Here is a 14,390-nt window from a genome sequence, read left to right on the forward strand (position 1 = left end):
CAAGCCTGGCATAGACACCATCAGCCAGGGAAAGTGTGCGGACCTCGCGTTTCACTTCGGTTTCAGCTCGGTTTCCCGACCAAGCCCCCATAGCAGGGCAGGTTGGACTTATGCTTGATCAGCTGAAAAGTCGGGCACATGCAGCCGGGGGGGAGACCCATGCAGTTCGGCATTTTGGGCGCGCTGGAAGTCGTGGACGGGGAGGAGCATTTATCCCTCCGCTCGATCCAGCAACGCACTCTGCTCGCCCTGTTGCTCTGCCATCACGGCAAGGTCGCTCACAGTGACGTCCTGATCGACGCCCTCTGGGGTGCCGAGGCGGGCGACGCCGGTGGCGCGCGCCTGCGCCTGCAGCTGCACCGCCTCCGGCGCACACTCGGCGACTGCGCCCCCATCCTGCACCGTTCCGCGGGCTACCAGCTGCACGTGCCGTCCGAGGCCGTGGACGCCTGGCGCTTCGAGGACCTGGTGCGACAGGGGCGTCAGGCGATCGCCACCTGGAACGATGCAAGGGGCAGCGACCTGCTGCGGGCCGCCCTCGACATGTGGCGAGGACCCGCGCTGTCCGGGCTGAACGACATCTCGCTGCTCCGCCAGCACGCCACCCGGCTGGAGGAGCAGCGGCTGGCGGCGCTCGCCGACCGCGTCGAGGCCGATCTGCGGCTGCGCAGGCACGGTGATCTGATCCCGGAGCTGTCGGAGCTCGTCCGTGAGCATCCGCTGCGGGAGAAGTTCCGGGCCCAGCTCATGATCGCCCTGTATCACAGCGGGCGGCAGGCCGACGCCCTGGAGGTCTATCGCGACGGGCGGGACATTCTCAGCGAGGACCTCGGCCTGGAGCCCTCCCCCGAGCTGCGGCGGCTCCAGATGGCGATCCTGGCCATGGACGCCTCCCTGTCCCTGGGCCCCCCGCCGCCCGCCGCGCCGGCCCGGGGCGCCCAGCGACGCGTACACCGCCGCACCGCCCTCCGCCACGCGCCGACCTGCCCCCACTGCGCCAGACGCGTCCGCTGACGGGTGCGGAACAGCCGGCCGTCGTCCGCCACGCACTTACCAGGGCGGGTCCCGGCGGTTTTAATGACCGCATGGCAGCTGATCTCCGTGTAGGACTGATGGGGTACGGGGTGGCGGGCCGGATCTTCCACGCCCCCCTGATCGAAAGCGTCGCAGGTCTGTCGCTGGCCGCGGTCGTGACCAGGCACGACGAACGCCGCGCCGCCGTGCGGGAACGCCACCCCGGCGCGCAGGTGCTGGACTCCCTGGACGACCTGCTGGCGAGCGCGCCGGACGTCGTCGTCGTGGCCACGCCCAACGACACGCACGCGCCCTTCGCCACGGCCTGCGTCGAGGCCGGGGTGCCGGTGGTCGTGGACAAGCCGTTCGCGCCGTCCGCCGCCGAGGCCCGCCAGGTGCTGAAGGCGGCCGAGTCGGCGGGCGTTCCGGTGACCGTCTTCCAGAACCGGCGCTGGGACGGCGACTACCGGACCGTCAGGAAGCTGCTCGGCGCGGGCACGCTGGGCGCGGTGCACAGGTTCGAGTCGCGGTGGGAGTTCGCGGCCGACGTCGATCCGGACCGGGTGGGCGGCGGGCTGCTGTCGGAGCTGGGCGTGCACATGATCGACCAGGCCGTGCAGGCGTTCGGGTCCGTACGGGAGGTCTATGCCGAGCTGGCCGCGCGGCGGCCGGGAGCGGTGGTCGATGACGACGTGTTCGTGTCCATGACGCACGTGAACGGGGTGGTGTCCCAGCTCTGGGCCAGCGCGGTCGCCCATGGCTCCGGGCCGCGCTTCCGGGTGCTGGGCGATCGGGCGTGCTTCACCGTCGAGGGGATGGACGGGCAGGAGGACGCGCTGGCCGCCGGGGTGCTGCCGGGCTCGCCGGGCTGGGGGGTGGCGCCGGAGGAGACGTGGGGGCGGCTGAGCGGGCCGGGCGGCGTCGCGGCCGTCCCCACGGAGCCGGGCTCGTACGAGGTGTTCTACCAGCGGTTGCGTACGGCGCTGCGGGAGGGCGGGCCGCTGCCGGTCGATCCGCACTCGACCGTCCCGGCCCTGGAGGTGATCGACGCCGCCGTGCGGTCGGCCCGGTCCCGCGAGGTGATCGCACTTTCCTGAGCGTTCACTGAGGCGGGCCGAACAGTTCGTCACTGAGGCGGGCCGAACAGTTCGTCACTGAGGCGGGCCGAACAGTTCGTCGTGGGCGTGGTCCAGGGCCGTCAGGACCGCTCCCGCGAGCACGGCGTTGTCGACGACCTCGCTGACCCGGATGCTCAGCGGGATCGGGCTCAGCCGGCCGACGGCGGCGGCGACCCTGGCGGCGAGCGCGGGACCGCCCGCCCTGCCGATCTCGCCGCCGAGCACCACGCAGCCGGGGTCCAGGACCACGCACAACGCCAGGACGCCGTCCGCGATCGTGGCGGCCAGCTCGTCGAGGAAGGGCTGACCGTCCCCCGCCGCCCGCGCCACCACCTGGGCGGCGGCCTGGACCGCGTCGCCGGAGGGCACGTCGAGCCCGTGCCGGCGGGCCAGCTCGCGAACGGGCTCCGCCCCCGCCAGCCCGTGCAGGCCGGGCAGCCGCTCCCCGGCGGAGGCGCCGCCGGAACGGTCGGGCACGACCAGGAAGCCGACCTCCCCGGCCCCGCCCGACTCCCCCCGGCGCAGCCGCCCGTCCAGCAGCAGGCCCGCGCCGACGCCGTGCCCCAGCCAAAGCAGGGCGAAGGTCTCCCGGTCTCGCGCGACCCCGAGCCGGTGCTCGGCGATGGCCGCCAGGTTCACCTCGTTCTCCACCAGCACGGTGGCGCGGAAGGCGGACCTCAGCGCGGCCACCATCTCCGCGTGCCACTCGGGCGGCCAGCCGGTGGAGCGCAGCGCGCCCGTGCCGGGGTCCACCACGCCGGGCGCGCCGACGGCGATGGTGTGCGGGGCCTGGCCGAAGGACTCCAGGGAGGTCCGCCGCACGACCTGTACGACGTCGGCGATGAACCCGCCCAGGTCACCGGTGCCGGTCACGGGGAGCCTGCGGTCGGGCAGCCGGTTGCCCGCCAGGTCGGCGGCGCCGATGGAGACCGAGTCCGTCCTGGCGTCCACCCCGATGACGTGCGCGCGGCCGGCCCGTAGCTGGTAGAGGCGGGCGTTGGGGCCGGGCTGCACCGCGTCGGAGGCGCCGCGTACCTCGATCAGCCCGTCGTCCTGGAGGCGGGCGAGCAGGTCGGAGATGGTCGCCCGCGACAGGCCGGTGAGTTTCCTGACCTGGGCGGCCGTCATCGAGCCCTGCCGGTGCAGCAGGTCGAGGACGAGCCGGTTGTTGATGGTCCTGGCGGTGCGGGGGCTCGCACTCGCCTTCTCCGCTTTCATGGGGTCTGCTGCCTCTTCCCGCTTGGATCTATTTGTTCGGCTAGTAGCCTGATAAATTCCAGTCTGTCATGAATGAGATCTCCCGGGGCCGTGCGGCCGTCACCATGATCTTCGCCGTCCACGGCGCCGCGCTGGGCGCGTTCGCCACGCGTATCCCGTGGATCCGTGACCAGCTCGAACTCGACCCGGTCGCCCTGGGCGCCGCCCTGGTGGCGCCGGCGATCTCCGCCTGCTTCACGATGCCCATGTCCGGGAGGGTCACCCGATGGCTGGGCAGCCGCCGGGCCATCACGCTCATGTCCGTCCTCCTCAGCCTCACCCTGATACCGCCCGTCCTGGCCACCTCCCTGCCGCTGCTGTGGCTGGCGCTGCTCGCGTACGGCGCCGCGACCGGCATCGCCGACGTGGCCATGAACGCGGGCGGCGTCGATGTCGAGCGGCGCCACGGACGCTCCATCATGTCCGGCCTGCACGGTTCGTGGAGCGTCGGCGGGCTGTTCGGGTCCGGTCTCGGCGCGCTGGCCACCTGGGCGGGGATGGACGCGCGGCTGCACCTGACGCTGATGGCGGCGCTGCTGGTGGCGGTGTCGATCGCCAGTGGCCGCCACCTCCTGGACGTACGGCCGCCGGCCAGGGAGGCGAGCGCCACCGGCGGGCTCGTCTGGCCGGCCCGCGCGGCCATGGCGATCGGCCTGGTCGGCTTCTGCGCCCAGTTCGCCCAGGGGGCGGCGGGCAACTGGAGCGCGATCTACCTGGAGGACATCGCCGGGGCGTCGGCGGGCATCGCGGCGGCCAGCTTCACGGCCTTCAGCTGCACGATGGGGATCGTCCGGTTCTGCGGTGACAGGCTGGTCGGGCGCTGGGGCACCGAACGGGTGATCCGCTACTCGGGCGCGGTCTCCGTCGCCGGCGGGCTGCTGATCGTCATGGGGCGCGACCCCGCGCCGGCCATCGCCGGATTCGCGCTGCTGGGCATCGGCATCGCCGTCGTCGTCCCGCTCGCGTTCGCCTCGGCCGGTCACCGTGGCGACGACCCGAACCGCTCCATCGCCGGCGTCGCGACCGTCACCTATCTGTCCAACCTCGTCGCACCCGCGGCCGTGGGCGCCATCGCCGGGGCGACCTCGCTGGAGACGGCCTTCCTCCTGATCACTCTCCTCCTGGGCTGCGTCGTCGCGGGTGCCAGGGCCTTCCGCGCCCCGGCGTCCGCCACGCACGGCGAGGCCCGCACCACGGCGGAGCGGAGAAGCGCGTGAAGGGCCGGGCGACGGCGGACCGCGTGCAGGGCATGGGCTCGCCGCAGGAGCGCATCCGCCGCGACAACCTCGCGGCGCTGCTGCGCAACGTGCACCTGCAGGGGTCGGTCACGCGCAGCGCGCTCGCCGAACGGCTGCACGTCAACCGCAGCACGATCCTGACCCTGTCGCGGGAGCTGGCGGGCGCCGGGCTCATCCGCGAGGAGTCACCGCACGGCCGCACCCCGCGCCCCGGACGCCCGTCCTTCGTGGTACGTCCCGGCTCCGACGTCTACGTGCTGGCCTTCGACGTGCGCGCGGACGCCTGCACCGCGGCCCGGGTACGGCTGGGCGGCGACGTGCTCGACCGCCACACCGTGCCCCTCTCCCCCTCCGACCCGGACGCCGCGGCGGCGCAGATCGCGCACGCCGGCCGGCTGCTCGGGCAGGCGGCGGCCGGAAGCGGCCTGTGCGCCGGGGTCGGCGTGGCCGTTCCCGGGCCGCTGGAGCGGGACGGCCCCGGCCTGCTGGCCGCACTGGGCGCGGTGCGGGCGCGGGAGCCGTACCGGGGGTTGCCGTTCAGGATCGGCCACGACAGCAACCTCGCGCTGATCGCCGAGCATCGGCGCGGCGCGGGCGTCGGCCACCGGAGCGTCCTGTGGCTCCAGGACCGGGACGGGCTGCGCGGGGGCGTCATGATCGACGGCTCCCCGATCGGTGGCGAGGAGGGGCAGGGCGTCGATCTCGGTCCGCTCGTCGCCGGTTCCCGCGCGCGGCCCTGCCTCTGCGCGGCGGGCATGGAGCGGCTCCAGTCCCTTTACGCGCCCGAATTGATCATTCTCGGGGACGGGCTCGGCGCCTGGGCCGCGAGCCCGGGGCAGCCGGGACCGCGGATCGTCCGCGCGGCCCTGGGCGCGGACGCGGTGCTCACCGGCGCGGCGGAGCTGGCCTTCGCCGCGCTGCTGGCGGACCCAATCGGAGTGATTAGCAGGAGCAAAAAGTAGCCGAATGTAAATGAAAGGACACCGTGCCACTTTTATTCATCAGCACGTCCTTGACATCCGATGACCGGTCCCACAAAATCGTTTGAGCACACCGAAGAAAGCATTGACCGACCCCCACGGACTATTCCTTGGAGTCTGCATGCTCTATGGTGGAATCGCATGGAACGGCAACGGCTACAATGTCCGGGTAGTTGACGAACCGGACGGTCGCGAAGTCGCCGCCGAAGACTTTCCCGCATCGGGCAGGAGCGACCTCGTCGACTACGTCGCCGCACTTCAGGACGGCCGCGACGAGCGATTATGCCTGGTCATCGACAGCAGCAACGGCATGCTCGACGGCACGCTGATGGCGGCCGGACTCGACGTCTACAGGGCCGATCCGTGGCAGCTGCCGGCACCCCCGCAATTCGGCTCCCCGGCCGCCGGGGAACTCGCGGAAATTGCCAGGATGAACCTGTCCGAGCTGGCCAGACTGGAAATTGAAACAGGCACCTTGACCGGACGGCTGACCGAACTCCAAAAAGGAATTCAGGAAACCTGGCCGACCGAAATGGCGATGATCGGCGCCGGACATTGCCTGGCCCACGGCAGCCGCCGGGAAAAACGGCTGGCATTGACTTTCGATGACGGGCCGCACCCTTTGTTCACCGACCGGGTGCTGAAGGTTCTCCGGCGATACGAGGTTCCCGCCACGTTCTTCTGCGTGGGCCTGCACGCCGCCGGCCATCCCGAGGTGGTCCGGCGCATCCTTGACGGTGGCCACGCCCTCGGCAACCACACGTGGTCGCACCCGTACCTGCCCGACCTGACCAAGGACGGGCTCGCCGAGCAGGTCTCCCGTACCGCGCGGCAGTTGCCGGCCGGCGGCGGCGCGCCGGCGCTCTTCAGACCTCCCTACGGCTCCCGCAGCCCCGACATCCTGTCCTGGCTGGTCGAGCTGGGGACGACGACGGTCCTATGGGACGTCGAACCCTTCGACTGGGCGCTGCCGGGGGCCGGCGTGATCGCCGAGCGGGTGCTGGCGGACGTGCGGCCCGGCTCCGTCATCCTCCTGCACGACGGCGGAGGTGACCGGTCGCAGACCGTCGCGGCCCTGCCCTCGATCATCGAGCGGCTGCTCGACGACGGCTACGAGTTCGTCACCGTCGATCAGCTGGCGACGCGCTGACGCGCCGGCACAAGCGCCACCCGTTCTCATCTCTCCGGCACGAGGAGGCAGACCACATTGTCCGGTCAGGTGGAAGAAGACATTCTCGGCTCCGAGCAACACGTGGGTCCCAGCACGCTCAAGCGGCTGGTCGCGGCCTGGCCCCGCCGGGCCACCATCCGCACCGACATGGCCGGGTTCATGGAACCCCAGCCGTACGAGCGGGACCTGACCGACTATCCCGCGCACCTGATCCCCTTCTCCGGGCATCCCCGCTTCCTGGAGGCCACGCCCGAGCAGCGGCGCCTGGTGAACACGCTGGCCTGGCAGGCGTACAACGCCCGGGTGATCGCGGCCGAGGAGCACGTCGCCAACCCGACCTTCGAGATGCTCGGCCACGGGGTCTTCCCCGGCGTGGACCGCTACGAGGTCAAGGAGGCCATCCAGCAGTCCCACATCGACGAGGTCTGGCACACCTACATGCACATGACCGCGATGCGGCGCACGCAGGAGGCCCACGGGCTCACCTCCGAGCCGGACTACTCCCATCCGGTGACCAACCGGCGGCTCTACCGCCTGACGGCGGACATGAGCGAGAAGTGGGAGCGCGACCTGATGTTCCTGCTGTGGACCGTCGTGGGCGAGGTGAGCATCAACACCTTCCTTGAGCTGCTGTCGCGCGACCGCACCATCCAGCCCATGCACACGCTGGTGGCGCGGCTGCACGGCCGGGACGAGGCGGCCCACGGGCCGATCCTGGCCGACGTCATGAAGGACGTCTACGTCCACCTGAACAAGGAGCAGCGCGAGCTGTTCATCCGGGCCCTGCCCGAGGCGATCGTGGCCTTCGGGGCGGAGGACTACGAGCTGTGGCCCGAGATCCTGTCCTTCGCCGGTGTCGAGGGCACCGACGAGATCATCGCCGACACGAGGCAACTGCCGGGCAACGAACTGCTGGTGACCGATTTCTCCACGGTGGAGCGGCTCGTACGCGACCTGGAGATAGCGGACCGCGTCGCCTACGACTTCACCACCAACCAGGTCACGGCGTAAGGGTGTCGTCCCTTCGAAGCCCGAGCCGATGGAAGGTTTCATGATTCTCACCGGCCCGGAGATCATCGAGGCGTCTGCTGACGGCCGCATCCGGATCTCCCCGTTCAATCCCGATCAGGTCAACCCCAACAGCTACAACGTCTGTCTCGGTGACACTCTCCTCACCTACTCCAGCGAGATCATCGACCCCTACGAGCCCAACCCCACCGACTCCATCACCATGGACGAGAGCGGGTACGTCCTGCGACCCGAGCAGCTCTACCTCGGCCACACCGTGGAGCAGGTCGGCACCGACCGCTACGTCCCCCTGCTGTTCGGCCGCTCCTCCGTGGGCCGGCGCGGACTGTTCGTCGAGATCACCGCCCCCATCGGCGACATCGGCTTCCACGGCCAGTGGACGCTCATGCTGTCGCCGGTCCGCCCGCTGCGCGTCTATCCGGGGATGCGGATCGGCCAGATCATGTTCTTCGTCTCGGTCGGCGAGATCGACCTGTACGCGGGCAAGTACCAGGCCTCGCAGGGCCCGCAGGAGTCCCGTTACTGGCGCGACCGCGGCCACCGGGTGCCCGGGGACACGAGGGTGCCGGCGTTATGATCCTGACCAGGCAGGCCATCGTCTCGGCGGTCGGCAGAGGCGACATCGTCATCGAGCCCTTCCAGCGGGAACGGGTCTCGCCCAACGCCTACGACTGGCGGCTCGGCGAGCAACTGTGGATGTGCGACGGCGAGCTCGACGCCGCGGTCCCGGCCGAGTTCGCGCAGCTCACCATCCCTCCCGAAGGTCTGGTGCTGCATCCCGGCCGGCTCTATCTCGGCGTGACCTTCGAGCGCACGCACTCCGAGAAGTTCGCCCAGATGATCAACGGCGATCGTTCGCTGGGCGCCATGGGGATCTGGGTGCACGTCTCGGCCCCGCTGGGCCACATGGGGCACGCCATCCGGTGGACGCTGGAGATCCGCGTCGCCCGTCCCATCCGGGTCTATCCGCGCATGACGTTCGGGAAGATCATCTTCGTCGCCGGGTTCGGTGACCAGGCCAGCTACCAGCAGATGGGCCGCAAGTACACGCGGACGGCCGGCATCGACCACTCCCGCCTGTTCGAGGAGCTCAATTGACCATCCTCACCGGAGTCGACCTGCCGCTCGGCAGCCCGGGCGGCAGTGTCGAACTTCTCTGGGACCTCTACCTGCGACCCGGCAGCCCGCTCGACGCGGAGGTCTTCATGCTGACGGGGCCCGGCGCGCCGGGCGCCGGCGGTCCCGTGCTGCTCGACGTGCCGGGCAAGCAGCTCGAAGGGGAAGGGTTCTGGACCTACGTCAAGAACCTCGCCGCCGCCGTGCAGCAGCGCTTCGCCCAGGCCGACTTCGACCTCGTCCACCTCCAGCACCTCACCTTCGGCGCGACGCCCGCCCTGCTGCGCGCCTTCCCCGACCACCCGCACGTGGCGCTGGTGCACGGCACCGACCTCATCTTCGCCGCCGACCACCCCACGCAGGCCGAGGTCCTGCGCGAGTGCGTACGCGCCGCGAAGGCCGTGGTCGTGCCCACGACGGCGATGGCCGCGCAGTTGCGGCGCTTCGCCGACGTCGCCGGGGTGCGCGTCGCGCACATCCCCTGGGGCATCCCCGACCGGCTGCTCACCGCCCCGCCCGTGCGCGGCGAGCCTCCGTCGGGCCCGCTACGTGTCCTGTACGCCGGCCGCCTCACCTCGGAGAAGGCCGCCGCCCCCCTGCTGCGCGCCCTGACCGGCATCGACGGCGTCACCCTGAGCGTGGCCGCGCCCACCAGGGAGTACGCCGCCCTCGCCGCGAAGGAGGACCTGTCGCGGGTGCGCTACCTCGGCTGGTTGTCCCGCCCTGACCTGTGGCGCCGCTTCGCCGGACACGATCTGCTGGTCGTGCCCTCGATCAGGCTCGAAGCCTTCGGCCTGGTCGCGGTGGAGGCCCAGGCGTGCGGCCTGCCCGTGCTCTACCGGCCGGTGCCCGGCCTGGCCGAGGTCCTGGGCGACTCGGCGATCCCGGTGGATCCGGCGCTCGACTACGTGCGCGCGGTGACCGAGACCGTCGAGCGACTGCGCCGGGACCCGGCCGCCCTGTCCGACGCCCGCGAGGCGGGGCTGGCCAACGCCGGCCGCTTCCCGCTCTCGCGTACGGCGGACCTGCTGCGCGAGCTGTCGGCGGAGCTGACCCGATGAGAGCGGGCCCCGCGAAGGCCGGCCCCGCGGAGGACGATCCCGCGGAGGACGATCCGATGAAGGGCGGCCGGCCCCGGCTGGTCGCCACCGACCTCGACGGCACGCTGGTCAGGAGCGACGGCACGATCTCGGCCCGCACCGTCGCCGCCGTCAGGCACGTGCTGAACCAGGGCGCGGAGGTCGTCTTCGTGACCGGCCGCCCACCCCGCAAGATGGCCGACATCAGCCGGGTCTTCGGCGCGCGGGGACTGGCCATCTGCTCCAACGGCGCGCTGGTCTACGACCTGGCCACGCGCCGCCCGGTCATCGAACGGCTCATCGATCCCGCCACCCTCACCAAGGCCGCCGCCCGGCTGCGCGCGGCCGTACCCGGCATCGGCCTGGCCGTCGAGTACGCCACGGAGCTGGCCTCCGACGAGCGGTACGAGCCGTGGGAGTGGGACGCCGACGTGACGCTCCGGCGCCTGCCGGACGCCGAACTGCTGGCCAGGCCCGCCCCGAAACTGCTCGGCCGCCACGACCGGCTGCCGGCGGACCGCCTGGTCGAGCTGGCCGCGCCACACCTCGGCGACCTCGTCACCGTCTACCATTCCAACGGCCTGCGCCTCGTCGAGGCCATCGCCAAGGAGACGAGCAAGGCCACCGCGCTCGCGCACCTGGCCGCCGGGCTGGGCATCCGCGCCGCCGACGTGGTGGCCTTCGGCGACATGCCCAACGACCTGCCCATGCTGCGCTGGGCCGGGCGCTCGTACGGAATGGCGAACGCCCACCCCAGTGTCCTGGCCGGCGTCACCAGCGTGATCGGCCACCACGACGACGACGGGGTCGCGAAGGTGCTGGAACAGCTCTTCCCCCTCACAGCCACCCCCACCCCATGAAGGAGTGCGCGTTGAGCGAGCTCGACCACCTGGTACGCACCCGCATGCTTCCCGGCGCCACCGGCACCACCCTGCCCGGCTGGGTACGCCGGGGGCTCGAAACGGGCTTCCCCGGCATCACCATCTTCCCCGGCCCCCACCTGGAGGACCCCGGCACCGTCGCGCGGCTGGCCGCCTCCGCCCGCGAGCACCGCGCCGACGCGCTGGTCTCCCTCGACGAGGAGGGCGGCGACGTCACGCGCGTCGAGTACGCCGCCGGCAGCTCCTACCCCGGCAACCTGGCCCTGGGCGTGATCGACGACCCCGGGCTGACCCGGCGGGTCGCCACCGCGATGGCCCGCGACCTGACCGGCCACGGCGTGAACTACAACCTCGCCCCGTCCATCGACGTCAACAGCGACCCCGGCAACCCGATCATCGGCGTCCGCTCCTTCGGCTCCACCCCGGAGCTGGTCGCCACGCACGGCGCCGCCTTCATCGAGGCCATGCAGCAGGCCGGGGTCGCCGTGGCCGCCAAGCACTTCCCCGGCCACGGCGACACGAACGTGGACCCGCACCTCTCGCTGCCCACCGTCACCTGCTCCGCCGCCACGCTGCGGGCGCGGGAGCTGGCGCCGTTCGCCGCCGCCGTCGCGGCGGGCGCGGGGAGCCTGATGGTCGCGCACGCGATCTACCCGGCGCTCGACCCCGGCACGCCCGCCACGCTGTCCCCGGCGATCTCGCGGGACCTGCTCCGCGACGAGCTGGGCTTCGACGGGGTCGTGCTCAGCACCGCCGTGGCGATCGAGGCGGGCAACGGCCCCGAGCGGGCCGTCGCCGCCGCCCTGGCGACGCTGGCCGCCGGCGCGGACCTGATCCTGCTCGGGCCCGGCGTGGACGAGGCGCTCTACGACCTGATCCACGCGGCGGTCGTGGACGCCTTCGAACGCGGTGAACTGCGCGTGGCCGAACTCCGGCAGGCGGCGAACCGGGTGAACGGCCTGGCCAGGCGGTTCGCGCCGGCACCCGCGGGCACCCCGGAGCCGAGCGCCGTCGGCCTGGAGGCGGCCAGGCGTGCCGTCCGCGCCCACGGCGACGCCGTCCTGTCCCGTCCCGCGACGGTGCTGGAGGTACGGCCCGAGGGCAACTCCATCGCCGGCGGCGCGGGCTGGAGCCTCGGCGACGCGCTGGCGGCACACGGGCTGGCCGGCCGCGTCCAGCAGATCGACGGCCCCGACGCGACCTGGGAACGTAGCGACGCGCCGCTGGTCATCGCGGTGCGCGACGCCTACAGGACACCCTGGGCGCGCGAATGGACGATCAAGACGCTCGCGGAGCGGCCCGACGCGATCCTGGTGCCGGTCGGGATGCCCGACGACGCGGCGCTGACGAGCGGGGCGTACGTGTGCGCCTTCGGCGCGGGCCGGGTGAACCTGCGGGCCGTGGCCGAGCTGCTGGCTGACCCGCCGGCCGGCGCATGAGCAGCCCGGCCGCCCGCCCGGCCAAGCACCTGTTCGTCACCGGGGGCGTGGTCTCCAGCCTGGGCAAGGGGCTGACCGCGTCCAGCCTGGGCCGGCTGCTGGCCCTGCGCGGCCTGCGCGTGACGATGCAGAAGCTCGACCCGTACCTGAACGTGGATCCCGGCACGATGAACCCGTTCCAGCACGGGGAGGTCTTCGTCACCGACGACGGCGCGGAGACCGACCTGGACATCGGCCACTACGAGCGTTTCCTGGACATCGACCTCGACGGCTCGGCCAACGTCACCACGGGCCAGATCTACTCCTCCGTCATCGGCAAGGAGCGGCGCGGCGGGTATCTCGGGGACACCGTGCAGGTCGTCCCGCACATCACCAACGAGATCAGGGACCGGATCAGGACGATGGCCGACGGCAGCGGGGCCGACGTCGTCATCACGGAGGTCGGCGGCACCGTCGGCGACATCGAGTCGCTGCCGTTCCTGGAGGCCGTACGCCAGATCAGGCACGAGGCCGGCAGGGAGAACTGCTTCTTCCTGCACGTGTCGCTGCTGCCCTACATCCAGCCGGCAGGGGAGCTGAAGACCAAGCCCACCCAGCACTCGGTGGCGGCGCTGCGCTCCATCGGCATCCAGCCGGACGCGATCGTGTGCCGCTCCGACCGGCCGATCGCCGACGACCTCAAGCGCAAGATCAGCCTCATGTGCGACGTGGACGTGGAGGCCGTGGTCTGCGCGGCCGACGCGGCCAGCGTCTACGACATCCCCAAGGTCCTGCACGCCGAGGGGCTGGACGCCTACGTCGTACGCCGCCTCGGCCTGCCCTTCCGCGACGTGGAGTGGGGGCAGTGGGACGACCTGCTGCGCCGGGTCCACCACCCCGCCGACGACGTCACGATCGCGCTGGTCGGCAAGTACGTCGGCCTGCCGGACGCCTACCTGTCCGTCGCCGAGGCACTGCGGCACGCCGGGTACGCCCACGACACCCGCGTCAACATCCGCTGGGTCAGCAGCGACGCCTGCGAGTCAGCGGAGGGCGCCGCCCGCCGGCTCGACGGCGCGCACGGCGTGCTGATCCCCGGCGGGTTCGGCGTGCGTGGCATCGAGGGCAAGGTGAACGCGGTCCGCCACTGCCGCGAGAGCGGCCTGCCCGTCCTCGGCATCTGCCTGGGCATGCAGTGCATGGTCATCGAGGTCGCCCGCACGCTGGGCGGCCTGGCGGGCGCGGGCAGCGCGGAGTTCGACTCCGCCACCGCGCACCCGGTCGTCGTCACCATGCCCGACCAGGAGGAGGTGCTGGCGGGCGAGCGCGACGTGGGCGGCTCGATGCGGCTGGGCCTCTTCCCCGCCGACCTGGCTGAAGGCTCGGTGGTGCACGGCCTGTACGGGGAGTCGAAGGTCTCGGAACGGCACCGCCACCGCTACGAGGTCAACAACGACTACCGCGACCGGCTCGAAGCCGCCGGCCTGCGGCTGAGCGGGCTGTCGCCGGACGGCCGGCTCGTCGAGTTCGTCGAGCTGCCCCCCGACGCGCACCCGTTCTTCGTCGGCACGCAGGCCCACCCCGAGTTCCGCTCCCGCCCCACCAACCCCCATCCGCTCTTCGGCGGTCTGGTCGCCGCCGCCGTCCGCCACGCCGGAGGACACAGTCGTGGCTGAGTGCGTGTTCTGCGACTTCGTCGCCGGCCGGGCGGCGACCGCCGTGCTCCACGAGGACGCCGACACCCTGGCCTTCCTCGACATCACGGCGGTCACGCCCGGCCACACCCTGGTCATCCCGAAACGGCACGCCGCGGACCTGTGGGAGATCTCGCCGGACGACGCCGCCGCCGTCATGCGTACGGTGCACCGCCTGGCGGCGCGCATCCGCGACGTCCTGAACCCCGACGGGCTCACGCTCTTCCAGGCCAACCGCGCCGCGGGCTGGCAGGACGTCTTCCACCTGCACGTACACCTGGTGCCCAGGGCCACGGGCGATCAGCTGCACCGCCCGTGGAAGGCCGATCCGGTCCCGCTCGCCACCCTGGAGCCCATCCGCACGCTGCTCGCCCTGTCCTGACCCCTTGGAGGAG

General features: G+C 72.0%; 14 protein-coding genes. 13 read left to right on the forward strand and 1 reads right to left on the reverse strand.

Translation table 11 applies throughout. The annotated features are described in order from the left end of the window. The first annotated feature begins 159 nt into the window (after positions 1-159). The gene (locus SMD20_RS16240) at positions 160-1,014 is read left to right on the forward strand and encodes an AfsR/SARP family transcriptional regulator (RefSeq protein ID WP_329581354.1); all 855 of its coding nucleotides are present in this window, start codon (positions 160-162) and stop codon (positions 1,012-1,014) included. A gap of 71 nt (positions 1,015-1,085) precedes the next feature. After that, positions 1,086-2,111 carry a Gfo/Idh/MocA family oxidoreductase gene (locus tag SMD20_RS16245; RefSeq protein ID WP_329581357.1) on the forward strand — a complete coding sequence of 342 codons (1,026 nt, stop codon included), beginning with the start codon at positions 1,086-1,088 and terminating at the stop codon, positions 2,109-2,111. 54 nt (positions 2,112-2,165) lie between these two features. Here SMD20_RS16245 and SMD20_RS16250 read toward each other — a convergent pair whose 3' ends face one another. Further along, on the reverse strand, positions 2,166-3,350 hold the full coding sequence (locus SMD20_RS16250; protein ID WP_329581360.1) for an ROK family transcriptional regulator: 1,185 nt from the start codon (positions 3,348-3,350) through the stop codon (positions 2,166-2,168). A gap of 68 nt (positions 3,351-3,418) precedes the next feature. Between SMD20_RS16250 and SMD20_RS16255 the strand changes: the two genes are divergently transcribed. The 11 genes from SMD20_RS16255 to SMD20_RS16305 all read left to right on the forward strand — a co-directional run bounded on the left by SMD20_RS16255 (position 3,419) and on the right by SMD20_RS16305 (position 14,377). Further along, positions 3,419-4,606, forward strand: a complete 1,188-nt coding sequence (locus SMD20_RS16255; RefSeq protein WP_329581363.1) for an MFS transporter — start codon at positions 3,419-3,421, stop codon at positions 4,604-4,606. Beyond that, complete coding sequence (locus SMD20_RS16260) at positions 4,603-5,589, forward strand: ROK family transcriptional regulator (protein WP_329581365.1); 987 nt, start codon at positions 4,603-4,605, stop codon at positions 5,587-5,589. Before SMD20_RS16255 ends, SMD20_RS16260 begins: the two co-directional genes overlap by 4 nt. A 139-nt stretch (positions 5,590-5,728) precedes the next feature. Then, positions 5,729-6,757 carry a polysaccharide deacetylase family protein gene (locus SMD20_RS16265; protein ID WP_329581367.1) on the forward strand — a complete coding sequence of 343 codons (1,029 nt, stop codon included), beginning with the start codon at positions 5,729-5,731 and terminating at the stop codon, positions 6,755-6,757. A gap of 69 nt (positions 6,758-6,826) precedes the next feature. Further along, on the forward strand, positions 6,827-7,789 hold the full coding sequence (locus tag SMD20_RS16270; protein WP_329581370.1) for a diiron oxygenase: 963 nt from the start codon (positions 6,827-6,829) through the stop codon (positions 7,787-7,789). Positions 7,790-7,829: 40 nt separating this feature from the next. Beyond that, on the forward strand, positions 7,830-8,384 hold the full coding sequence (dcd, locus tag SMD20_RS16275; RefSeq protein WP_329581372.1) for a dCTP deaminase: 555 nt from the start codon (positions 7,830-7,832) through the stop codon (positions 8,382-8,384). Next, positions 8,381-8,905 carry a dCTP deaminase gene (locus SMD20_RS16280; RefSeq protein WP_329581375.1) on the forward strand — a complete coding sequence of 175 codons (525 nt, stop codon included), beginning with the start codon at positions 8,381-8,383 and terminating at the stop codon, positions 8,903-8,905. Before dcd ends, SMD20_RS16280 begins: the two co-directional genes overlap by 4 nt. Further along, positions 8,902-9,984 carry a glycosyltransferase family 4 protein gene (locus SMD20_RS16285; protein ID WP_329581378.1) on the forward strand — a complete coding sequence of 361 codons (1,083 nt, stop codon included), beginning with the start codon at positions 8,902-8,904 and terminating at the stop codon, positions 9,982-9,984. Before SMD20_RS16280 ends, SMD20_RS16285 begins: the two co-directional genes overlap by 4 nt. Beyond that, positions 9,981-10,862, forward strand: a complete 882-nt coding sequence (locus tag SMD20_RS16290) for an HAD family hydrolase (RefSeq protein ID WP_329581381.1) — start codon at positions 9,981-9,983, stop codon at positions 10,860-10,862. The genes SMD20_RS16285 and SMD20_RS16290 overlap by 4 nt, the downstream gene beginning before the upstream one ends. A gap of 11 nt (positions 10,863-10,873) precedes the next feature. Then, positions 10,874-12,322, forward strand: coding sequence for a glycoside hydrolase family 3 N-terminal domain-containing protein (locus SMD20_RS16295; RefSeq protein WP_329581384.1), 1,449 nt, complete (start codon positions 10,874-10,876; stop codon positions 12,320-12,322). Beyond that, positions 12,319-13,977: a CTP synthase gene (locus SMD20_RS16300; protein ID WP_329581387.1), complete on the forward strand. Its 1,659-nt coding sequence runs from the start codon at positions 12,319-12,321 to the stop codon at positions 13,975-13,977. The genes SMD20_RS16295 and SMD20_RS16300 overlap by 4 nt, the downstream gene beginning before the upstream one ends. Beyond that, positions 13,970-14,377 carry an HIT family protein gene (locus SMD20_RS16305; RefSeq protein WP_329581390.1) on the forward strand — a complete coding sequence of 136 codons (408 nt, stop codon included), beginning with the start codon at positions 13,970-13,972 and terminating at the stop codon, positions 14,375-14,377. Before SMD20_RS16300 ends, SMD20_RS16305 begins: the two co-directional genes overlap by 8 nt. Positions 14,378-14,390 lie beyond the last annotated feature (13 nt).

Origin of the sequence: Nonomuraea sp. LP-02 (assembly GCF_036289125.1) — a bacterium.
Taxonomy (GTDB): Bacteria; Actinomycetota; Actinomycetes; order Streptosporangiales; family Streptosporangiaceae; genus Nonomuraea; species Nonomuraea bangladeshensis.

Coding starts and splice junctions, on each gene's coding strand:
- SMD20_RS16240 (WP_329581354.1), top strand. CDS start 160: ATGCAGTTCGGCATTTTGGGCGCGCTGGAAGTCGTGGACGGGGAGGAG.
- SMD20_RS16245 (WP_329581357.1), top strand. CDS start 1,086: ATGGCAGCTGATCTCCGTGTAGGACTGATGGGGTACGGGGTGGCGGGC.
- SMD20_RS16250 (WP_329581360.1), bottom strand. CDS start 3,350: ATGAAAGCGGAGAAGGCGAGTGCGAGCCCCCGCACCGCCAGGACCATC.
- SMD20_RS16255 (WP_329581363.1), top strand. CDS start 3,419: ATGAATGAGATCTCCCGGGGCCGTGCGGCCGTCACCATGATCTTCGCC.
- SMD20_RS16265 (WP_329581367.1), top strand. CDS start 5,729: ATGCTCTATGGTGGAATCGCATGGAACGGCAACGGCTACAATGTCCGG.
- dcd (WP_329581372.1), top strand. CDS start 7,830: ATGATTCTCACCGGCCCGGAGATCATCGAGGCGTCTGCTGACGGCCGC.
- SMD20_RS16280 (WP_329581375.1), top strand. CDS start 8,381: ATGATCCTGACCAGGCAGGCCATCGTCTCGGCGGTCGGCAGAGGCGAC.
- SMD20_RS16290 (WP_329581381.1), top strand. CDS start 9,981: ATGAGAGCGGGCCCCGCGAAGGCCGGCCCCGCGGAGGACGATCCCGCG.
- SMD20_RS16300 (WP_329581387.1), top strand. CDS start 12,319: ATGAGCAGCCCGGCCGCCCGCCCGGCCAAGCACCTGTTCGTCACCGGG.